General features: G+C 42.2%; 20 protein-coding genes. 13 read left to right on the top strand and 7 right to left on the bottom strand.

The window, feature by feature from the left end:
* Positions 1-23: 23 nt before the first annotated feature.
* Both KXQ82_RS14795 and KXQ82_RS14790 read right to left on the bottom strand, forming a co-directional pair.
* On the bottom strand, positions 24-908 hold the full coding sequence (locus KXQ82_RS14795; RefSeq protein ID WP_219489419.1) for a class I SAM-dependent methyltransferase: 885 nt from the start codon (positions 906-908) through the stop codon (positions 24-26).
* A 562-nt stretch (positions 909-1,470) separates the two neighbouring features.
* Positions 1,471-2,256 (bottom strand): terminase small subunit, encoded by a 786-nt coding sequence (locus tag KXQ82_RS14790; RefSeq protein ID WP_219489192.1) that lies wholly within the window; start codon positions 2,254-2,256, stop codon positions 1,471-1,473.
* Positions 2,257-2,778: 522 nt separating this feature from the next.
* Between KXQ82_RS14790 and KXQ82_RS14785 the strand changes: the two genes are divergently transcribed.
* Both KXQ82_RS14785 and KXQ82_RS14780 read left to right on the top strand, forming a co-directional pair.
* Positions 2,779-3,624 carry a hypothetical protein gene (locus KXQ82_RS14785; protein WP_219489191.1) on the top strand — a complete coding sequence of 282 codons (846 nt, stop codon included), beginning with the start codon at positions 2,779-2,781 and terminating at the stop codon, positions 3,622-3,624.
* A gap of 118 nt (positions 3,625-3,742) precedes the next feature.
* Positions 3,743-6,577: an outer membrane beta-barrel protein gene (locus tag KXQ82_RS14780; protein ID WP_219489190.1), complete on the top strand. Its 2,835-nt coding sequence runs from the start codon at positions 3,743-3,745 to the stop codon at positions 6,575-6,577.
* Between the two features lie 71 nt (positions 6,578-6,648).
* Here KXQ82_RS14780 and KXQ82_RS14775 read toward each other — a convergent pair whose 3' ends face one another.
* Both KXQ82_RS14775 and KXQ82_RS14770 read right to left on the bottom strand, forming a co-directional pair.
* Complete coding sequence (locus tag KXQ82_RS14775; RefSeq protein WP_219489187.1) at positions 6,649-7,401, bottom strand: ABC transporter ATP-binding protein; 753 nt, start codon at positions 7,399-7,401, stop codon at positions 6,649-6,651.
* Entirely contained in the window at positions 7,398-8,129 is a 732-nt protein-coding gene (locus KXQ82_RS14770; protein ID WP_219489185.1) for an MlaE family ABC transporter permease, read from the bottom strand. Before KXQ82_RS14770 ends, KXQ82_RS14775 begins: the two co-directional genes overlap by 4 nt.
* Positions 8,130-8,305: 176 nt before the next feature.
* Between KXQ82_RS14770 and KXQ82_RS14765 the strand changes: the two genes are divergently transcribed.
* The 7 genes from KXQ82_RS14765 (at position 8,306) to ispG (ending at position 14,551) form a co-directional block, all read left to right on the top strand.
* A complete protein-coding gene (locus KXQ82_RS14765) occupies positions 8,306-9,010 on the top strand; it encodes an SDR family oxidoreductase (protein ID WP_219489183.1) in 705 nt (234 codons plus the stop codon).
* 27 nt (positions 9,011-9,037) lie between these two features.
* On the top strand, positions 9,038-9,541 hold the full coding sequence (locus tag KXQ82_RS14760) for a PspC domain-containing protein (protein ID WP_219489182.1): 504 nt from the start codon (positions 9,038-9,040) through the stop codon (positions 9,539-9,541).
* 3 nt (positions 9,542-9,544) lie between these two features.
* Positions 9,545-10,525: a toast rack family protein gene (locus KXQ82_RS14755; RefSeq protein WP_219489181.1), complete on the top strand. Its 981-nt coding sequence runs from the start codon at positions 9,545-9,547 to the stop codon at positions 10,523-10,525.
* Positions 10,526-10,583: 58 nt separating this feature from the next.
* The gene (locus KXQ82_RS14750; protein ID WP_219489180.1) at positions 10,584-11,192 is read left to right on the top strand and encodes an RDD family protein; all 609 of its coding nucleotides are present in this window, start codon (positions 10,584-10,586) and stop codon (positions 11,190-11,192) included.
* 128 nt (positions 11,193-11,320) lie between these two features.
* The gene (locus KXQ82_RS14745; RefSeq protein WP_219489178.1) at positions 11,321-11,614 is read left to right on the top strand and encodes a hypothetical protein; all 294 of its coding nucleotides are present in this window, start codon (positions 11,321-11,323) and stop codon (positions 11,612-11,614) included.
* An 83-nt stretch (positions 11,615-11,697) separates the two neighbouring features.
* Positions 11,698-12,384, top strand: coding sequence for an RDD family protein (locus tag KXQ82_RS14740; protein WP_219489176.1), 687 nt, complete (start codon positions 11,698-11,700; stop codon positions 12,382-12,384).
* Between the two features lie 142 nt (positions 12,385-12,526).
* Positions 12,527-14,551, top strand: a complete 2,025-nt coding sequence (gene ispG / locus KXQ82_RS14735) for a (E)-4-hydroxy-3-methylbut-2-enyl-diphosphate synthase (RefSeq protein ID WP_219489174.1) — start codon at positions 12,527-12,529, stop codon at positions 14,549-14,551.
* Between the two features lie 66 nt (positions 14,552-14,617).
* On the opposite strand, the gene KXQ82_RS14730 is transcribed toward ispG, so the two are convergent.
* Positions 14,618-14,917: a hypothetical protein gene (locus tag KXQ82_RS14730; protein ID WP_219489173.1), complete on the bottom strand. Its 300-nt coding sequence runs from the start codon at positions 14,915-14,917 to the stop codon at positions 14,618-14,620.
* A gap of 255 nt (positions 14,918-15,172) precedes the next feature.
* Here KXQ82_RS14730 and KXQ82_RS14725 point away from each other — a divergent pair, with 255 nt between their 5' ends.
* Both KXQ82_RS14725 and KXQ82_RS14720 read left to right on the top strand, forming a co-directional pair.
* Positions 15,173-16,285, top strand: coding sequence for a sensor histidine kinase (locus KXQ82_RS14725; RefSeq protein ID WP_219489171.1), 1,113 nt, complete (start codon positions 15,173-15,175; stop codon positions 16,283-16,285).
* Positions 16,282-17,010, top strand: coding sequence for a LytR/AlgR family response regulator transcription factor (locus KXQ82_RS14720; RefSeq protein WP_219489169.1), 729 nt, complete (start codon positions 16,282-16,284; stop codon positions 17,008-17,010). Before KXQ82_RS14725 ends, KXQ82_RS14720 begins: the two co-directional genes overlap by 4 nt.
* Here the strand turns inward: KXQ82_RS14720 and KXQ82_RS14715 are convergent.
* Complete coding sequence (locus KXQ82_RS14715; RefSeq protein WP_219489167.1) at positions 17,007-17,339, bottom strand: hypothetical protein; 333 nt, start codon at positions 17,337-17,339, stop codon at positions 17,007-17,009. The genes KXQ82_RS14720 and KXQ82_RS14715 overlap by 4 nt on opposite strands.
* Before the next feature lie 133 nt (positions 17,340-17,472).
* Between KXQ82_RS14715 and KXQ82_RS14710 the strand changes: the two genes are divergently transcribed.
* Entirely contained in the window at positions 17,473-18,702 is a 1,230-nt protein-coding gene (locus KXQ82_RS14710; protein ID WP_219489166.1) for an RNA polymerase sigma factor, read from the top strand.
* A gap of 8 nt (positions 18,703-18,710) precedes the next feature.
* Here KXQ82_RS14710 and KXQ82_RS14705 read toward each other — a convergent pair whose 3' ends face one another.
* Positions 18,711-19,082 (bottom strand): DoxX family protein, encoded by a 372-nt coding sequence (locus tag KXQ82_RS14705; RefSeq protein WP_219489164.1) that lies wholly within the window; start codon positions 19,080-19,082, stop codon positions 18,711-18,713.
* Between the two features lie 189 nt (positions 19,083-19,271).
* Here KXQ82_RS14705 and hemA point away from each other — a divergent pair, with 189 nt between their 5' ends.
* On the top strand, positions 19,272-20,501 hold the full coding sequence (hemA, locus tag KXQ82_RS14700) for a glutamyl-tRNA reductase (RefSeq protein ID WP_219489162.1): 1,230 nt from the start codon (positions 19,272-19,274) through the stop codon (positions 20,499-20,501).
* Positions 20,502-20,581: the final 80 nt, after the last annotated feature.

The following is a 20,581-nucleotide window of genomic DNA, read 5'->3' as shown; positions in this document are numbered from 1 at the left end:
TTAGTTGTATTTTAAAACAAGTGCTACCTGTGTTTGTAAAACTTGCCAAAAACACCTAACGGTAATTTTGAGCCTGCAGTTGCCTGGAGGTATAACTCACCAATTTCAAGGTTTTGCACTTTGGGGTAAGCGCTTTGAATAAGGTTTTGTACAATTACCGATGAAAAACCTAAAGAATAGGTATTCAATATCAAAAAATGCTCTTCAGGGTCGAGTAGTTTTACTACATCGTGCATCATTTCGTTCAGGCTATCTTCCAGTTTCCATTTTTCGCCATTAGGTCCGTGGCCGTAAGCGGGTGGGTCTAATATAATACCGTTATAGGTTTTGCCACGTTTTACTTCACGTTTCACAAACTTCAGGGCATCTTCAACTACCCAACGGATATCTTTCAGGCCCGATAGTTCCATGTTTTCATTTCCCCAGGTAACTACCTGCTTTATCGAATCAACATGTGTGGTATCCGCCCCGGCCGCTTTCGCGATAAGCGATGCACCACCTGTATAAGCAAACAGGTTTAATACCTTTGGTTGGGCTGTTTTAAATTTCTTTACGTTTTGCGATATGTAATCCCAGTTTACAGCCTGCTCCGGGAACATGCCTACATGTTTGAACGAGGTGAGCGCCATGCGCAAGCCAATCTTTACATCTTTATTCTGGTACTCAATATTCCAGCGGTCGGGCAGGTTATTGTTCTTTTTTACCCATTCGCCCGATGTTGCCGAGCGGCCCTTAAATTTAATATGGTGTAGCTTTTGCCATTCAGCCTCGCTCAATCCCTTGTTCCAAACAGCTTGCGGCTCCGGGCGTATCAATATCAGGTTGCCAAAGCGTTCCAGCTTTTCAAAATCACCGCAGTCAATCAGTTCGTAATCTTTCCAGTGGGTGGGTGTAAGTAGTTGGATCATGCTGTGGATGGTATTCATTTTAATCAGCCACAAATATACCTAACTTACTTAATGTGCAAATGAGTAAATGTGCCTATGTGCAAATTAAAAAAAACAGGTAAAAACAGGTATATTCCACCATGTCATGGCGAGCGACAGCGTGGCCATCACTACGGGCATTCACGTCTTGCATAGTTCGATACCTTTCCCAGAGATTACCACGTAGTGCCGATAGAAGCACTCCTTGCATACATAATTCAAAAGGTAAAAATGGCACTTCCTATCCTCCCAATGCTGTCATTCTGAGCTTGTCGAAGAACGAATATAGTCCCATTCACGTGGGCGCGACAAACCCCACCGTACACATGCTTCGATCCCCTCAGCATGACACTCATTTATCTTTATTCCTTGCTCCTTAATCCTTATTCCAAAGCCCCCGCAACTCAATCAACCATGCCCCCTCATCATCGGTTGGTCGGGATTTCCAATCCTCGACCCTAATTACCGGGGATTTGCAATCCCCGAAGCAAATCACATTACAACCTTAAAACTTTCCAACAAACACCCGCAACTCACAACTCAATCAACCATGCCCCCTCATCATCTCCACAAACTTTCGCGATGGCACACCTATCTTTTTCGCTTCCTCCACCAACCGCTTTTCCGCCATATCAGCATAATGCTGTTTTATTACGGCTAACTCATTCTCAAACTCCCGCCTGCAGCGCAGCTCAGTTTCGCGTACCGCGTTAACATGTATTTCCTTTTCACTAACTTCTCGTGTTTCTATGTCATCCAGGCTTTCAGATTCCTTTTTATCATTATCATATTCAAAATCATCCTCATCTTCTTCCTTCTCTTTGAAAGATTCATCATCAAAAGCATCCAGATGATCCATCTGTTCCTTACTCAAATGCACATATTCCACTTTACGCGGTTCTTTATGCTCATACAAACCAGTAAACTTTGCCAGCTTATCTAAAGCAGCCATTTTATTATGCATCTTTATCGTCATGGTCAGCTCGCCATTTTTTTCGCTTACGCGGATGTTCCACAGGGCAGCTTTTTCATCATCCGTCATTTCGGTCATGTTTTTCGGCTTGCCATCCTCACCAAAAAAACTACCCATATTGCCAAAAGCTACTTTCATTAACTCAGCAATTACCATCTCCTGTGTTACCTGCGCTTTCTTTTGTACCTGCTCGGTACGCTCAGATAAATAAGCTTTTATCTTCGGAAACAGCATCAACTGTCCGCTCAAAGCCGTCGGCCCCGAGTACCCGGCACGCAAAGCGGCTTTGGTAGCGTTAAAGTCAATTAAATACTCATCACAAAATTTTTGTTGCTTTGGGGTCAATACGGTTGTCATTTGGGTGGGATTTTTTGAGGGTTAAAATGAAGCAGATCAATTTGCAGCGGGCGCTGCCGGATCTGTGTATTTATTACTTTTGAAATACAAATATACGAAATTGTAGTAAATTAAACGATATTGTTATTACAAACTTAGTCAATCATTCAGCCTGTGGTCGGTGTTATCACTGTACCACCAACCCTAAATGGTGCGGTGATAACACCACAGATGTTCGGAAGATTAATAGAACTACCAAAACTCCTTCCTCGGGAAGGGTGCGGCTGAATTGTGTAGTGGCGGGTAGGGGTAAATTGCACGATTCAATCTCGCATAAACCCCTCCCTACACCCTCCCGTCGGGAGGGAATCGCTCAATCCCAACGCTTTTTTAAATCTTCCGAGCAGTTATAGTGATAACACCGACCATAAGCTTAAACACCATCAACCATTTCCCCAAAGCTTACCGCTACTCAACAATATAAAAAATTCTTTGCTTGCTAAAATAAAACTATATTTATAGTTCGATATAAACCTCCCATTCATGAAACAATATCACCCCCTGTTGCTCAAAACGGCGTCGCTGTGTTTTTGCCTGGTATATTTCAGTATAGTCGCCAAGGCCCAAAAGCTACCCGATGTGCAAAAAGTAAGTATGCGCGTACCCGCAGGTGTTGTTATTGACGGTAACGCTGCCGATTGGGCTAACCGTTTTCAGGCGTATAATACATCGGCAAGTGTTTGGTATAACATTGCTAACGATGATGAAAAACTATACTTTGTTATTCATGGCGAAGATGCCGACCTGATCCATAAAATGATGCGTGGCTGTGTAACCATCACCATAAGCAAGTCCGGAAAGAAAACGGATAAAGATGCTGCTATCATTACCTTTCCAACTTACGAAGTAAACGCCGCGCCCAGCGTATCGCTGAGTGGCCGCCCGGCAGGTATTGCAGATACCACATTACTAAAGTTGAAAACCGATACTTTTATGCGCAGGATGAATAAACGCCTTACCGAAAAGCAAAAATTTATTGCACTTAACGGGATAAAGCAAATTACCGATACCCTGGTATCTGTTTATAATGATTACGAAATTGAAGCGAAAGCGCTGTTGGATAATAAGCTGTACTATAATTATGAGTTAGCTATACCGCTAAAATATCTTGGCTTATCAGTAGATAAAAGTTCGAAGTTTAGTTATAACATCAGGCTTAACGGAATAGCCCCAAAGGGGGCAACGCTGCAAATTACCGGAGGTGGGCGGGTACTTGTTATGCGGGGCGATGGATCTGTTTCTGTTGCCGGCGCAGGTGCCAGGGGAATACTTATGGCTTATCCCAACGATTTTTGGGGCGAATACACCCTCGCCAAAGCCAAAAAATAAATAACCGCTGCCAACCCAATTAATTATTCATTAGATGAATCAACTATATTGTAATATTTATGATGGGGGCTTGCTTTTCCAAATAATTCAACTATTTTTATAGTTATAAACCTTCCGCATGAAATCTGCCTTATCGCTTATTTATAAAAGCAATGCTTTTTATATCACTGTTTGCCGTTACCGAAGTAAAAAAAGCCTCGTTAAACATCTTATCCGTATAGTGGCCATGCTGCTGTTTTCAGTAAATTTATACGGGCAGGCTACAGCACCAGCGCCTGCAAAAACGGATAACCGCCCGCCTGCGCTACCATTTCGCGAAGTGAGCGGCATTGTGCTCGACTCGACCGAAACACCGGTAATAGGCGCCACCGTAACCCTAACCACCGCGCATGATACACTCCGTACTGCCACCAATGCACGTGGTATATTCATTATTAAAAATGCCACAAGGGCCATATTTTATCTATCGGTAAAGGGGATCGGTTATTCGCTCCAGGTAAAAAAATATTCTATGAACGATCTGAGCCCAAAGCTGGTGCTTGACCCTATTGTGCTAAAAACGGATAACAGGATGCTGAATGAAGTTAAGGTTGATGGCTCACCCAGCATCGTTATAAAAACAGATACGGTTGAATATAAAGCCAGCGATTATAAAGTGCGCGAAAATGCCACCCTCGACGAGTTGTTGAGCAAAATGGAAGGTGTTGAAGTGGATAAACGCGCCGGAACAGTAACTTTCCAGGGCCAGGAAGTAAAGAAAGCCAAGGTAAACGGCAAGGATTTTAACGGGGGCAACGTTGCAGCTGCCATAAAAAACCTGCCTGCCGAAATTATTGATAAAGCACAATTTGTTGACGATTATGGCCCCAACGCCGCCCGTACCGGCATCAAAGACGGCGAACCGCAAAAGATACTGAACGTAACCACCAAGGCGGATAGATCTATCGGGCAGTTTTTGCGTGCAACGGCCTCGGCAGGAAACAATGACAGGTATGATGAGCAAGCTTATCTGCAGCGCCTTAATGCAAACCAGCAAATAGGGCTCAGCGGAAACTGGCGCAATATGGTTAACGGCGTAGGCCAGGGCGGCGGCGGTTCGGGCAATACCACCAATGGCCGGCCAACCATTGCCTACAGCGATCAGTGGAGTAAAACCGTACAGGTAAACTCAAGTTATACGTACAGCTATAATAATATGAATAACCTGTATTCAAGTTACGGGAGCTATTTTAGTTCTAACGGTACAACCAACTATGATAACCAAAGTACCGGACAGAACCGCACAGACGGGCATAATGCTAATGTTGAACTACAGTATGAGCCAAGCAAAACCAATTATTTCCGCTTTAACGCGGGCTTTAATTACTCCGGCACAAACAATGCAGGTACTTCTCAAGGTTCGTTGAGCGGCTTCCAAAACCAGGTCTCAACAAGCGCGAATACCACTTCGTCAAAAGTGCCAGGTTTTAACGGGTCAGTGTTCTATCAGCATGTTTTTGCAAAGCCCAAGCGTAATTTCTCGCTTACCTTATCGGCCAATAATGGCAGCAACGATCAATACACCGAACGCAACGCCCGCATTCTTTATTATGATTCGCTTCATGTACAAAAAAAGGATTCGCTGCAGCACTTTATCATCCGCCGGGATAATAACAACCATTCCTACTCAGGTAACGTCACTTTCACCGAACCTTTAACAGCCACCGCCCGGTTAGATTTTAATGGCGTGGTAAATTACAACGGGCATGATAATACCGCCACTACCGATAGTATCACCAAGGCAGGCGCAACGGTACGGGCAAATTCATTAAGCAATATATACAGCTACTCGCTCACCGAAACACGCCTGGGCCTTAGTTATGCATTAACCAAGAAAAAATTTAACCTTTCCTTAGGTTTTACGGCCATACCTACCGTTTTACAAGGTACCAAGGTTAGCCTTAATGCTTCAACATACCGCACCAACTTTACCGTGATACCTATTACCCGTTTTGAGTACATCTTCTCGCAAACGCAAAGGCTAAGTGTCAATTATTCAGGCGCTCCGCAAGAACCATCTTTTGACCAGATACAACCCGTTGCCGACAGGACAAACCCTCAAAATGTGATCATCGGTAATCCGGATCTTAGTCCGTCATTCCGCCATTCTGTTAATGCCAATTACAATAACTATGTAGCCAATTCAAAACTCACTTTATCTGTAGGAGGTAATTTGAGTAAAACCAACGGACAGATCATTACCAATACCATACAAACACTTGATCCTAAATTAGGTAATTTTGATAACGAGGTGCATTTTTTGAATAAGGATGGTGCCTGGAGCGCAAATGGTAATTACAGCCTGGCAAAACAGCTTAACGATAAAAAATATACTTTGAAATACAGTGGTAGTGTGGCTTATAATCACAATATCTCAATGAGTAATAACCTGGAATACCATTCTGATAGCTGGCGCTTTAGCCAGCGTTTTGGGCCACAGATCAATCCTGCCGAATGGTTGGAATTAAACCCTACTATCAGTTATAACCTGGCGCGCTCATTTTTTACTCAACCCAATGCGCGTAATACCGATACCAAAACCACTGCCTTATCAATTGACGGGACTTTTTACCTGCCTAAGGGCTGGCGCATAAATTACGATGCCAGCAAAAATTATGTTGAAGGCGTAGGTACCAATGTTACCCAAAATCCATTTGTGGTTAACGCATCTATCGAACACTCATTTTGGGCCAAACGTAACCTCACTTTAAAAGTACAGGCCTTTGATATTTTTAACCAGAACAATTTTGTTAATCAATCGGTATCCGAAAGTTCGGTTAGTTATACAAATACCAATATAAACAGCAGGTACCTGTTTGTGAGTTTAGCCATCAATCTGCAAAAGTGGAGCGGCACGCCAAAGCGTAATGGTATTATTATGCAGCGCCGGGGCGATGGTAGTTTTATTTATTAAGTGGCAGTTTTTAGTTGCGGTAGCGATCATCTTTCAATTTAAATAACTGCTACCCAAAACTGCAACTGCTACTATAATTTCTCCCTTGCTGCCTGCATAAATTTACTGGCAAACACAAAGTCGTTTAGCTCTTTATTGTTGGTGTGGGCAATCTGTTTATTGCTGCCTTCCCACCATTTTTGGCCGTTGTGTAAAAATATGATGTGATCGCCAATACCCATTACCGAGTTCATGTCGTGCGTAACAATTACGGTTGTGGTTTGGTACTCTTCGGTAATTTCGGCTATCAGTTCATCTATCAGGATAGACGTTTTAGGGTCGAGGCCCGAGTTCGGCTCGTCCACAAATAAATACTTGGGCTGCATGGATATGGCACGTGCAATACCCACCCGTTTTTTCATCCCGCCCGAAAGCTCAGCAGGGAAAAGCTTGTTCTTCCCGGCAAGGTTAACACGCTCCAGGCAAAAGTTTGCACGTTCAATTTTTTCTTTTTTGCTCATTGTAGTGAACAAGTTGAGCGGGAAAATAATATTATCCTGCACAGTCATTGAGTCGAACAGGGCCGAGCTTTGAAACAGCATGCCAATTTGCTTGCGTATAGGCACACGTTCTTCAAAATCCATTTGCGTAAAGTTCTGGCCATCATATATCACTTCGCCTTCTTCGGGCTTGTGCAAGCCCACAATACATTTAAGCAAGGTGGTTTTGCCCGATCCGGAGCCACCTATAATAAGATTGTTCCTGCCGGCCTTAAGCTCTACATCAATCCCTTTAAGTACGTAGTTATCACCAAAAGTTTTATGAATATTTATGGTCTCTATCATAGCATGATACGGGATATAATAAGATCGGCAAAGAGGATATATATACAGCTGAACACAACACCTTTGGTAGCCGATTGCCCAACCTCGAGCGCGCCACCCGATGTATAAAAACCCTGGTAAGCGCAAACAGAGGTGATGATAAACCCAAAAAAGAACGCTTTAACCATTGATACCTGCAGGATAATGGTTTTAAAGCCCGAGGTTAAACCCTCAAGGTATTGTGCCGTAGATACTTCATTTGATGCGGCGCAGGCAATATAGCCACCCGCTAAACCCAGGCATATAGATAGCACAGTTAGCAAAGGTATCATGGTGATACCACCAATTATTTTAGGCGATATCAAATAACCGGGTGCATTAACACCCATAATCTCCAGGGCGTCTATCTGTTCGGTAACGCGCATGGTGCCAATTTGCGATGCGATGCTTGAGCCTACACGGCCCGCAAGTACCAATGCCGATATGGTGGGACTAAACTCCAGTATAGTTGAGTCGCGCGTAATGGTACCTACAATAGTTTTCGGGATGAAATCGCTTACCAGCTGAAAAGCCGTTTGTATGGTTGCCACGGCACCAATAAACACCGATATAATGGCCACAATACCCAGCGAGCCAATGCCGATGGAAACCATCTCGCGCATTACCTCTGACCAGTAAACGCTGAATTTTTCGGGTTTTTTAAAACTTAGCCTTAATAAAAGTATATATCTTCCTAAACTATATAACATCAGTAATTGTTAATTGGGCTAAAATACGCTTTTTCATCAAAGTAACATGCCCCAATAATTAGTTAATCGCTAATTGTATGCGCTTAACTTTCATATAAGTTGAAATGAGGTTTTTTGTTTTTTAATAACTCAATAACTTTATAACCGAATAACTAATAAAATACTTAAGTTTAAACATGTCAAACGTAATCATAACCGGTGCCTCAAAAGGAATGGGGCGCGCTATAGCCATCGCCTTTGCTAAACAAGGCTCAAACCTTGCAATTTGCTCACGTAACGAAGGTGAGTTATCCGCTTTTCGCGATGAACTGCTTACCATTAACCCCGCTATAAAAGTAGCCATCCGCAAAACCGATACCACGCTTAAAGCCGAGGTAAAAGCCTTTGCCGCCTTTGCCGAAGCCGAGCTTGGCTTTATTGATGTTATTGTAAACAACGTAGGCACATACATACACCAAAGTATTTTAGATGATGCCGATGATACTTTTCAAAACCTCATCAATACCAATTTAATGCCGGGTTATGAGCTTTATCGTTATTTCGGCAAAAAACTTGCCGCGGCTAAAAAAGGGCATATTTTTAATACCTGCTCTGTAGCGGCGCTTAACCCGGTTGCAGAAGCCGGTATGTATACTGTAACTAAATTTGCAGTGTTGGGTCTAAGTAATATAATGAGGCTCGAAATGCAGCAGCACACGGTAAAAGTTACCACCATATTGCCGGGCTCAACGTTTACAGAATCGTGGAAAGGCTCAGATTTATCCCCGGATAAATTCGTTTCCCCTGATGATATAGCGGCGGCGATTATTAGTGCGTATAACATGAGTGCAGGTGCAAATGTTGATGAAATTATCATCAAACCGGTATCGGGCCAGTTATAGTAACTAACAATTAATTAAAAAAACACAATGGAAAACAGATTATATCGCGATGAAAATCGCAAAGTGTTAGGCGGCGTTTGCGCCGGCCTGGCCGATTATTTTAATATTGATATCAGCCTGATGCGTGTCATTTTCATATTCGCTAACGTCTGCGCGGGCCTGAGTTTTTGGGTGTATATTGTAATGTGGGTAGTTATCCCTGCAAAACTCACCTTTACACCCGGCGTAAATTTTGCAAATTTTAACATGCCAGATCCGGGCACTGTGCCTGTACCAAAAGAAAGGTCGGCATCAACGGCTACTGTAATTATTGGTGCCATACTCATCACCTTCGGAACCATATTTTTACTGAACGAATATGATATCATGCCCGACTGGGAATATCATAAGCTATGGCCCGTAGTATTTATAATTATAGGCCTTTGCGTAATTTTTGGTAGTAAAAAGAAAACCACCCCTGAGCAGTTTGAGGCTTTTCAGGCTGAACAAAATGCAGCCGCTGAACAAAATGAAACACCTGAAAATATTTAAGCCATGAAACAAGACAGACTGATACCGGGCGCTATGCTGGTAATAATAGGAGCACTTTTTTTACTGAATAATTTTAACGTTATCAATTTTGATTGGTATACATTTATACACTTATGGCCAATTATATTAATAATTGCCGGTGTAAACTTAGTGTTTGCGCATAACCGTACCGGCTGGGCAACAGCTATTAAATTAGCTGTACTTATATTGGGTATGGGTATTTTAATATGGAGCGGTGTAACGCGCCATAACTACCACCATTTTGATTTTACCTTTGATGATAACGACAGATCAAATGACGATAATGACGACGATAGCGACACAACCGGCAGTAAAGGTAAAAACACAGGTAATTTTGTGGAGGCTTATAAGCCGGCAATACAAACAGCACATTTAACCATAAGCGGCGGCGCAACAGGCTATAGCATTAAAGATACCAGCAGGTACCTGTTCGAAGCGGAAACAGAGGGTAAGCACAGCAACTACTATTCGCTTACAACAACAATAGACAGCACGCTGGAAACACTTAAATTTAGTATGGGCAAAGGCAAGCACCATGGTTTTACATTTAATTTTGGCGATAAGGGCCATTCCGGTAAAGCAAAGCTTAAACTAAACATCCGCCCCGTTTGGGATATTGATGTTGAAGGTGGTATGGCAGCGTATAATTTCGATCTGTCGCCATATAAAGTAAAAAACTTAAGCTTTAAAGGCGGCATGGCATCATGCGATGTGAAGATGGGCCAGCCGGTAGGGCTTACCAATGTTGAATTTCACGGCGGTATGGCTTCATTTAGCCTCAAAATACCTCAAAATGCAGCCTGTCATATCAAAACAGGCACAGCCCTCTCATCAAAAAACTTTGAGGGTTTTAATAAAACAGGCGATTCTGATTATGAAACACCGGGGTATAGCCAGGCAACAAACAAGATCGATATTAATATTAAAGGCGGCATGTCCGAATTTAATGTAACGAGGTATTAATACCACATTATAACAGTAAAGGGAACAAATATTTGTTCCCTTTTTTTATTTTTATACCATGGCCTCAACTTATGTATTAGTGATTAACGGCAAACCCGAAGGGCCATTTACCATTGATGAATTAAAAACTAAAGGCCTTAAGCCGGCAGACTTTGTACGTACCGATGGCATGGACGATTATAAAGAAGCGCATGAAATTGCTGAACTGCGCTCGCTTTTTGGTTTTGCACGCCAAAACATAATGCCACAGTATTTTGGCAGTTTTGATGAGCGCGCTTTTGCAGCAATTATTGATCTGGCTATTGTAGCAGGTACGTTCATCCTTATTTCTGTTATCGCCATGCTCATCATCCCCAACCAAATAGCCAGGATGATGATATTTTTATTGGGCCTTATTGTTATCCCTTTGCTCAATTTTATTTACCATATTTTAATGGAAGGTTCGGCAAAACAAGCTACCTATGGAAAGATACTCCTTAAAATACGTGTATGTAATGAAGATGGTTCGCCTATAGATTATAGTAAGGCTGCCGCACGTAACCTGGCTAAAATTGTATCCAATGGTACATTGTTTTTAGGCTACATCATTTGTTTTTTTAATAAAAAGCAACAATGCCTGCATGACATGATTGCGGGCACCCTGGTAATGAAAGACAGGCTGTTATAAAGAGCACTTCTTTACGAAGAGAGGTTAGTTGGCCAGGCAACAACCGGTCTAAGTGGCTCTTATGGATGTGAGTCAAAAACCCAAACAATTTTTCATGCCTTTTGTAGTATAAGTAAATAGCCGGTATCATGCTAACAGAAAGTGCGATAATTAAAATAAAGATAGATCACCTTGACCGTGATATACGTATAACACCCTTGTTTTTGCAAAACCATGAAGAACCCTGGGACCCGAATGAAATATTTGAGCTGGCCGAAACAGGGAATAATAATACCGGGAAATTTATTGCGCATGAAGAGCCTGTTGAGCTGGGCAAGATCATTGTTAACGACCAAAAGGAATGGCGCTACGAAGGCGATGGCGACCTGGGCGATGACTTGTTGGAACAAATAGCCGAATTTGTTATCGGTTTTAATAAGTAACAACAAGCATCCATCCCTATACCTTACAATTTATAGCGATTATATGTTATAAACCATTAATTTAGCAGCTTGTTATAGCTGTTATGGATGTTGAATACTATATTTTAGACTCGGGTAAAAAAGAAGGCCCGTTTACTGCGCAGGAGCTGATGGACAGGCCACTTGAGCCCGATGACCTGATTATATTACCCCTGCAAAGCCAGGGAGCAGAAGCATATACTTTACCCGAATTTGCCGATTACTTCATCAGCGAGGGTATTTACTACCCAACTCCCGAAAATACAGCGAGCTTTTGGTTGCGTTTGCCTGCCTTTATCATCGATACCATTATTGTAGTGTTTACTACTGAATTGTTGGCCTTTATTTTCTTTCCGGGATTTATGGCACGTATAACCAGTATTTTTAATATCGCATTTTTAACTGATCCTAAGGTTCAGGAAAACCTGTTGAAATATCGTACAGAAATGATGATCATACAGGCGGCTATATTTGTGATGACAATTTTGTACCATTCTTTGTGCGAATCAACACGTTTCCGTGGCTCAATAGGTAAATATATTTTAGGATTGGCCGTTGTAGATAACCTGGGCTATGCCTTAACCTTTGGGCATGCCTTGTTGCGTAACCTGGGCAAAATACTTTATGATGTAATGAGCTTAGTTATCGGCCCGTTCGCTTTTCTTGCCTATATGAAAATTCTATGGTCTTTTCGCCACCAGGGTATACACGATCAAATGTCGAATTGTTTTATTGTGAAGAGAGCAAAGTAAGCAGCTGCAAGATTTGACAAATTCCAAATTTGTCAAATCTGTATCAAAGCGCCCGGCATAGTTTTCTTCTTAAATAAACTTTACCTTATCCCAACCAATAAAACCCGCCGATTTTATACTTTTGCATCAATAACATACGCTCATGGATGCTCAGGCTATCAAACTATTAAAAGGTCGTTACTGTAACTCGTTAACCGGGTATTCGCGTTTTAAAACGCGCGAAGTATTTATTGGCGATATCCCTTTAGGTGGCGATAACCCCATCCGTATCCAAAGCATGACCACCACCAATACCATGGATACCCTGGCCACGGTGGAGCAAAGCATTAGGATGATAGATGCAGGCTGCGAGTACGTGCGTATAACCGCCCCCAGTATTAAGGAAGCCCAAAACCTGGCCGAAATAAAAAAAGAACTGCGTGCACGCGGCTACAAAACCCCGTTAGTAGCCGATATACATTTTACCCCCAACGCCGCCGAAGTTGCTGCACGGATTGTAGAAAAAGTGCGCGTTAATCCCGGCAACTATGCCGATAAAAAGAAATTTGACCAGTTAACATATACCCCTGCCGAGTACCAGGCTGAGCTTGACCGTATCTATACCAAATTTGCGCCACTGGTAAAGGTTTGTAAAGAGTATGGTACCGCTATGCGCATTGGTACTAACCACGGTTCGCTGAGCGATAGGATAATGAGCCAGTATGGCGATACCCCCCGCGGCATGGTAGAGTCTGCCATGGAGTTTATGCGCATGTGCGAGGATATGAACTATTATAACCTCGTTATCTCCATGAAATCGAGCAACCCGCAGGTAATGGTACAGGCATACCGCTTATTGGTTGAAACGATGGTTGCTGAAGGCATGAATTACCCGCTCCACCTCGGTGTTACTGAAGCCGGCGATGGCGAAGATGGACGTATCAAATCGGCCGTGGGTATAGGCACTTTATTAGAAGATGGCCTCGGCGATACCGTCCGTGTATCATTGACCGAAGAGCCGGAGTACGAAATACCCGTAGCGCAGGCCTTGGTTAAGAGATATGTTGATAGAAGTCTTGAGTCTGAAGTCTTGAGTCCAAAGTCACAAGCTATGGAAATAAAAGACTCCCGACTAAAGACTCCCGACTCAGGACTCCGTAGGGAAACATACGAAGCCAACGCCTTCATTGGTGGGCATATGGTGCCGAGGGTAGTTGTTGATCTTTCAAAAGCAAATTTGAAAGACGCTGCCGTATTGGACGATGCCGGTTACCTGTACAACGCCTTGTTGGATAAATACAACATGGCCGAGCAGTCGGTTGATTTTGTTTATTTAGGCGATAGCTTGCCATCGTTTAACCTACCCGGTAATTTAAAGCAATTATACAATCACAAAAGCTGGCAAGCATTGGCTAATAAAACCCTTTGCCACCCGGTTTTTAGTCTGAACGAATATATCGGCGAAAGCCAAAAGGATACCGCGCTGAATTTGGTCCGGATTAAATTGGATGATTTGGAATCAGAAGATTTTGGCGCGTTGACTTTAGATAAAACGTTGGTTTTTGTATTGGAAACCGACGCCCTTAATGGGATGCAGGACGAACGCGCTTTCTTCTTCAAAATGGAAGAATTAGGTTTGGATGTTCCTGTCATCATCAAAAGAACTTATCCCGCAACTGAATTTGATCTAACCAAAGCAGGCGATATTACCAGTGCCGATGAGCCGGTATCAAAGCTGCAATTATTTGCCGCTACCGATATGGGCGCACTGCTGGTTGATGGTTTTGGCGATGGTATCTGGATAGATTCGCCATCCATCCCAACCAAAGTAATTACCTCAACCGCTTTTGGTATTTTGCAGGCTACACGCTCGCGCATATCCAAAACAGAATACATTAGTTGCCCAAGCTGCGGCCGTACGCTTTTCGATCTGCAGGAAACCACGCAGATGATCCGCAGCCGTACCAGTCACCTTAAAGGCTTAAAAATTGGCATTATGGGCTGCATAGTAAACGGCCCCGGCGAAATGGCCGATGCAGACTACGGTTACGTAGGCGCAGGGCCGGATAAGATAACGTTGTATCGCGGTAAAGAAGTGGTAGAAAAAAATGTAAGCGCTACCAAAGCGCTTGATCATTTGATCGATATCATCAAAACCGATGGTAACTGGATTGAGCCGCAGCTATAAACAAAAAATGGCCCACCCTGCATTTTGAGTGAACCATCCATTCTACTTTTTACTGATATTATAGAATTATTTAGAAAGCTCCATAGCCAAAATTGGCTCGTTTTGGAGTTTGCCGTTTAATGCCAATTGCAAAGTGTTGTTTAATGCCTGGCGGGTGCGGTTGTTGTTAACCTTAACTTTTTTCCCCGAAACGTTTTCCTGGTGTATCAGCACATTATCAAGGTTGTAAAATTTTACAATGCTTTGTTTGGGGGTGTGCTTATTGCTTTCAACTACCCAGTAGCCATTTTGGGGGGCTTGTACTTTTTGTGCTTTTGCAAAACCGGCTATACCCGCCAGCACTAAAATTAATATTGCTTTTTTCATGTTGTTGTTAATTAAAATGTTTTTGTTGTTTGATTATGGATCAAAAGTATATCACCTTAAGTGGTGTTTCTCAAACTGATGCTACACCGGATGGTTACAGTGGTAAACTGTTTTTTTTGGCGTTTAAATGCCATTTATCTATTTTAATAGGCTAAAAAGTACTATTTGTATGCTTTTCGTCTACGTAAATTTGCTTTTTGTCGATACTGAAACCCATTTTTGTTTTATTTAATTGATTAGAAGTAATTTAGTGCTATGAATACGCGCATGCCCTCAAATAGTATAAAAACCGGCAGGATAATGCTGCATATTGCTTTTTGGGTGATTGTGTATGTGGTTTTCCTTGTTATTTATTCTGTTAAAAGCACTTATGCCATATCGGCTTACAACGGTATTTTTTACATGCCCCTGCATATGGGGTATTTTTACCTGATAGCTTATTGGCTAATACCCGCATACCTGCTCAGGTCGCATTATATCAGCTTTATATTTTGGGTGCTGTGTGTAAGTTGTGCAGCTGCTTTTGCAGGCCGGGTGATTGATATACTTATCGGTAATCCCAATATTATTAAAAACCTGCCCTCGGCGGATTGGTCCATTATTGAAGATAGTAAACAAACCTTTTGGCAGCAGTTATTCAACCCCTATCATTTCATCAGTTCGGTTAAGATGATGAACTTTGTGATATGGATAGCCGTAGTGATCAAGCTATTCAAGCTTTGGTACGAACGTAAACAAGCGGCCATCCAGGCCGAATTAAGAGCGTTAAAGGGCCAGGTGCATCCGCATTTTTTGTTCAATACACTAAATAATTTGTATGCCCTTACTCTTAATCAATCACCAAAGGCCCCGGGGGTGGTTATTGGCCTGTCGGATATGCTGCGCTATATGCTTTACGAGTGTAATGCGGATAAAGTGAACTTGAAAAAGGAGGTAATAATGCTGCAGCATTATATGGACCTGGAAAAAATACGCTACGAAGACCGGCTGGAGATGAATTTTAATATTGACGGTAACCTCGATGATAAAATGATAGCGCCGCTTATGCTGCTTCCTCTGGTTGAAAATGCTTTTAAACACGGTACCAGCGAAATGACAGGCGATACCTGGATCAATATTGATCTGAATGTTACCGGCAATAAACTAAAATTTAAAGTATCCAACAGCAAGCCTGAAACTGTTGCCGCTGATGCAGGTAAGCATTATGGTAACATCGGTATACAAAACATAAAAAAACGCCTCGAATTACTTTATCCCTCAACCTATCAGTTGAAAATTATGGATGATGAAGATGTTTTTTTGGTGATGTTAGAACTTGAATTGACACAGGCTCCGGCACTCGCTGTAACACAATTAACAAACTCATGAAAACACGCACACTTATTGTTGATGATGAGCCACACGCCATCGAGGTGGTCGAAAATCACCTGCAAAAGTTTTCGCAGTTTGAGGTGGTAGGTAAATGCCGCGATGCCATGCAGGCTTTTCAGTTATTACAACAAAAAAACATCGACCTGATGTTTCTGGATATTAAAATGCCCGGCATGTTAGGTACCGATTTTTTAAAGAACCTTAAAAATCCGCCCAAGGTAATATTCACCACCGCCTACAGCGAGTATGCTATTGACGGCTTTGAACTGAACGCCGTTGATTACCTGCTCAAACCCATATCCTTCGAGCGTTTTTTTCGTGCAGTAGATAAAATTTACCGCTTAAACGAGCAGAAGAGCAATGCCGCCATCAGCTATGAAAGCCCCGTTGGCGACCGTGAATCGTTTCTGTATCTTAAAGTGGAACGAAAAACCATTAAGGTAAACGTGAATGATATTTTATGGATAGAAAGCCAGCGTGATTACGTAAAAGTGGTGATTAAAGATAACGTGTACATCACTAAACAAAAAATCAGCATCCTCGAAGAAATGCTCCCCGAAAGGAATTTTATCCGCATACACCGCTCATTTATCGTAGCTGTAAGTAAAATTACATCCTTTTATTCTTACAGTATTGAGGTCGGCGGGCATGAACTGCCCATTGGTCGTAATTACAAACAGGAAGTACAAAAGAAGCTTAAAACAGATGGCTTCGCGGCTTAATTTACGGGTTTAAAGCCCACGAACATATCTGCCGATTCTGTTACCGTATTTAAAGGCACACAATCGCACACTTCGGCAAAGGCAGCCCATATTTTGTGCACTTCGGGATGGCTGTGCGCCTGCTGTATGGCCTCGGGGCTTATCCATTCAAAAACTTCAATAATGGTCCCGTTGGCAGCTTCCATTATTGTTGGCCTGCGGTTGGTTACTAAACCTAATTTTGCCAGGTCGGGCACGTGGTTATCTACTATTTGTTTTAATGCCTCGTTTTTACCCGGTTTAGGTTTATAGGCTACAATAACAAGGCTTGGCCCGGTTTGATCGTTCATGGTCAGTATAATTGGTTAAATAAAGTTATCAAATTCAAATTATTAATAACCAGCTTTATAAATTTAGTTTTTATGATGTCTCAATTTTATAAAGTCATTCATTATACAAACAACAAGCCTATATTTACCATTAATGCAAAACGAAACAGCGTTCATCCCACATTTGTTCCGCCGGGAGTTCTCCAAAATGGTTACAGTGATCAGTAAGCTTTTTGGGCTGCAATATGTTGAGCTGGCAGAAGACATTGTGAGCGAAACCTTTTTGATAGCCACCGAAACATGGGGCATAAAAGGCATTCCGCCCAATCCTACGGCCTGGTTGTACACCGTAGCTAAAAATAAGACCCTGGAGTATTTGCGCCGCGATAAGGTATTTGCCGAAAAGGTAAGCCCCGCCTTAATACTTAACGAGCAAGCCGGATATCAGATTAATCTCGATTTTTCAAAACAGAATATACAAGATAGTCAGTTGCAAATGCTGTTTGCCATTTGCAACCCCATAATACCCGATGAAGCGCAAATAGGCCTGGCATTGCGTATCCTCTGCGGTTTTGGTATTGATGAGATAGCCGAGGCCTTTTTATCCAATAAAGAAACCATCAACAAGCGCCTGTACCGTGCCCGCGAAAAGCTGCGCGAAGCAAAGGTAGCTCTTGAAATGCCTGCCGAACAGCAAGTAAACCAACGGCTGGATAATGTGCTGCATACCATTTACTTGTTGTTTAACGAAGGGTACAATTCTACAACCCAAAGCGAAAAGCTGCGTACCGATATGTGCCTCGAAGCGATGCGGCTCGGGGTAATACTCACCGGATGCGAAAGTACCAACCTGCATAAAACTAATGCTTTGATCGCGTTAATGTGTTTCCATGCATCGCGCTTTAACGCCCGGTTTGACAATAATAACGATGTTGTTTTATATGAAGACCAAGACGAAACACTTTGGGATAAAGAACTGATAAAACAAGGTAATTACTACCTGCATTTATCGGTAGGAGGTACCGAGCTCACATCATACCATATTGAGGCTGCCATAGCGCAAATGCACTCCCAAAAGGCTGATACCCCACAAAAATGGGAGCATATATTGCAGTTATATAACCAGTTGTTATTGATCAATTATTCGCCCAGCGTAGCACTTAACCGTACTTTTGCGCTCTACAAAGCCCGCGGTGCCGCGCAGGCCATTACAGAAGCCGAAAAATTGCAGCTAACCGGTAATTACTTTTATTTTACCCTGCTGGGCGAACTGTATAAGGATATTGATAAGAAGCATGCCAAACTACAGTATCAAAAAGCACATGCTTTGGCCAAAACTAAAAAAGATAAAGATGTGATACAGCAAAAAATAGCTGTGCTTTAACCGGCCTATCAATCAGGTGTGCTGCACCACCATGCCCATAGTATAAACAATGCCTGTAAGGGTATACGCAGCCATGCTATTAACGGGGTTACTTTAAAATTACCCAGCATAACAGGCGCATGCAGGATCATGTCGATATGCACAGGCAAAAAGGCGATGAGCATAGCCATAATCCCCCAGGCGGCTAATTGCCTCGTTGCCGGAAAAATGTATAATACAGCAAAAACGATCTCGCATATACCTGATAATATGTTTAATAAAGCAGGATTTGGCAAATATGACGGAATAATACGCACATAAGTTCCGGGCATCCTGAAATGATTCATCCCCGCGAGCAGGTAAAATAATACTAATATTACAAGGCCTGTCTTTTTTATCATTTGCTTTTAAAAATATGTACGGTAAATCCTGATTTTAGGTTGTATACTCAGTGGTATTTTGGTTTAAATTATGTCAAAACACATATTTAAACCTAATTTATAACCATTCTAAATTGAGTTTGTTTGACAAAGTGTTGACATTGCATCTCTTTCGGCGTGTTACTTTTGTCGGGTCATATTTAAACTGCTTTGAAGTATCTAAAAGTTATAGCATTTACGCATAAACAAATTGAGCTAAAGGAATTAGGCAAACTGGTTATTTGCCAGGAAAACCTAACCGAAAAGCTTAAACAGGTTCAAAGTGAGTTTCAAATTCCCGAAATTTTTTACTTAGCAACCTGTAACCGTGTCGAATTTGTTTTGGCAACATCGCAGGTAGTTGATAAAGAATTTACCCAGAAATTTATTAACGCTTTAAATATCGGCATCTGCTCGCATTACATGGGCACCTTTTTAGATGGCGTTTCAATTTACAGCGAGCAGGATGCCCTCAATCACCTGCTGCGTACATCGTGCTCATTAGAGAGCCTTATTGTAGGCGAAAAGGAAATTTTGGCACAGGTGCGTAAAGCATATGAGTGTTGTAAAGAAGCAGGCCTTACCGGCGATTACCTGCGAATGGTGATGGCAAGGGTGGTTAAAACAGCAAAAGAGGTTTATACCGATACACATATATCGCGAAAGCCAATTTCGGTAGTATCATTAGCATATCGCAAATTAAAAGACCTCAAGCTCTGCTCAAATGCCCGGATACTCATCATCGGCGCAGGCGAAACCAATCGCAACATTTCAAAATATCTTCAAAAACATAAATTTTCAAACTTCTCGGTGTTCAACCGCACGCTGTCAAAAGCCGAAGAATTAGCTAAAGAATTGAATGGCGAAGCCTTTACGCTTGATGAACTGAAAAATTACAATAAAGGTTTCGATGCCATTATTACCTGTACATCGGCAACGCAACCCATCATCACCCCCGAAATTTACGCTACGCTGCTAAACGGCGAGACCAACAAAAAAACCATTGTTGATCTGGCTATACCAAATGATACGGACCCCGTGGTTTTGGCGCAATTTTCTGTCAATTTTATCGAAGTGCATTCGTTGAATGAGCTGGCCAAAAGCAACCTTAAAGAGCGTTATGATGAATTGGTGCATGCCGAGCGTATTATCGAAACCAACATTCAGGAGTTTTTACCGGTGTTGAAACAACGCCAGGTAGAAGTAGCCATGAACCAGGTGCCGGTTAAAATAAAAGAGATACGCCGCAAAGCTGTAAACTCTGTTTTTGCCGATGAGATAGGTGCCTTAGATCCGCAATCGCGCGAAGTGCTCGAAAAGATAATGGATTACATGGAGAAAAAGTATATCAGCGTACCCATGGTAATGGCCAAAGAGATTTTGGTGAATAACTGTAATTAATATCTTTTTAGTCAGGCTATCCTCATAACATTTATTATTTTTATCATTGAACCTTATAAAGGTTAAATTTGCGCTGCGAT

The sequence above is a fragment of the Mucilaginibacter rivuli genome, from assembly GCF_019391655.1.
Classification (GTDB): domain Bacteria; phylum Bacteroidota; class Bacteroidia; order Sphingobacteriales; family Sphingobacteriaceae; genus Mucilaginibacter; species Mucilaginibacter rivuli.
This window is presented reverse-complemented; position numbering and strand designations above follow the sequence as displayed.

Coding starts and splice junctions, on each gene's coding strand:
- KXQ82_RS14780 (WP_219489190.1), top strand. CDS start 3,743: ATGAAATCTGCCTTATCGCTTATTTATAAAAGCAATGCTTTTTATATC.
- KXQ82_RS14750 (WP_219489180.1), top strand. CDS start 10,584: ATGGCCTCAACTTATGTATTAGTGATTAACGGCAAACCCGAAGGGCCA.
- KXQ82_RS14705 (WP_219489164.1), bottom strand. CDS start 19,082: ATGATAAAAAAGACAGGCCTTGTAATATTAGTATTATTTTACCTGCTC.
- KXQ82_RS14755 (WP_219489181.1), top strand. CDS start 9,545: ATGAAACAAGACAGACTGATACCGGGCGCTATGCTGGTAATAATAGGA.
- KXQ82_RS14770 (WP_219489185.1), bottom strand. CDS start 8,129: ATGTTATATAGTTTAGGAAGATATATACTTTTATTAAGGCTAAGTTTT.
- KXQ82_RS14730 (WP_219489173.1), bottom strand. CDS start 14,917: ATGAAAAAAGCAATATTAATTTTAGTGCTGGCGGGTATAGCCGGTTTT.
- KXQ82_RS14740 (WP_219489176.1), top strand. CDS start 11,698: ATGGATGTTGAATACTATATTTTAGACTCGGGTAAAAAAGAAGGCCCG.
- KXQ82_RS14785 (WP_219489191.1), top strand. CDS start 2,779: ATGAAACAATATCACCCCCTGTTGCTCAAAACGGCGTCGCTGTGTTTT.
- ispG (WP_219489174.1), top strand. CDS start 12,527: ATGGATGCTCAGGCTATCAAACTATTAAAAGGTCGTTACTGTAACTCG.
- KXQ82_RS14795 (WP_219489419.1), bottom strand. CDS start 908: ATGATCCAACTACTTACACCCACCCACTGGAAAGATTACGAACTGATT.
- KXQ82_RS14710 (WP_219489166.1), top strand. CDS start 17,473: ATGCAAAACGAAACAGCGTTCATCCCACATTTGTTCCGCCGGGAGTTC.
- KXQ82_RS14765 (WP_219489183.1), top strand. CDS start 8,306: ATGTCAAACGTAATCATAACCGGTGCCTCAAAAGGAATGGGGCGCGCT.
- KXQ82_RS14790 (WP_219489192.1), bottom strand. CDS start 2,256: ATGACAACCGTATTGACCCCAAAGCAACAAAAATTTTGTGATGAGTAT.
- KXQ82_RS14745 (WP_219489178.1), top strand. CDS start 11,321: ATGCTAACAGAAAGTGCGATAATTAAAATAAAGATAGATCACCTTGAC.
- KXQ82_RS14725 (WP_219489171.1), top strand. CDS start 15,173: ATGAATACGCGCATGCCCTCAAATAGTATAAAAACCGGCAGGATAATG.
- KXQ82_RS14715 (WP_219489167.1), bottom strand. CDS start 17,339: ATGAACGATCAAACCGGGCCAAGCCTTGTTATTGTAGCCTATAAACCT.
- KXQ82_RS14760 (WP_219489182.1), top strand. CDS start 9,038: ATGGAAAACAGATTATATCGCGATGAAAATCGCAAAGTGTTAGGCGGC.
- KXQ82_RS14720 (WP_219489169.1), top strand. CDS start 16,282: ATGAAAACACGCACACTTATTGTTGATGATGAGCCACACGCCATCGAG.
- KXQ82_RS14775 (WP_219489187.1), bottom strand. CDS start 7,401: ATGATAGAGACCATAAATATTCATAAAACTTTTGGTGATAACTACGTA.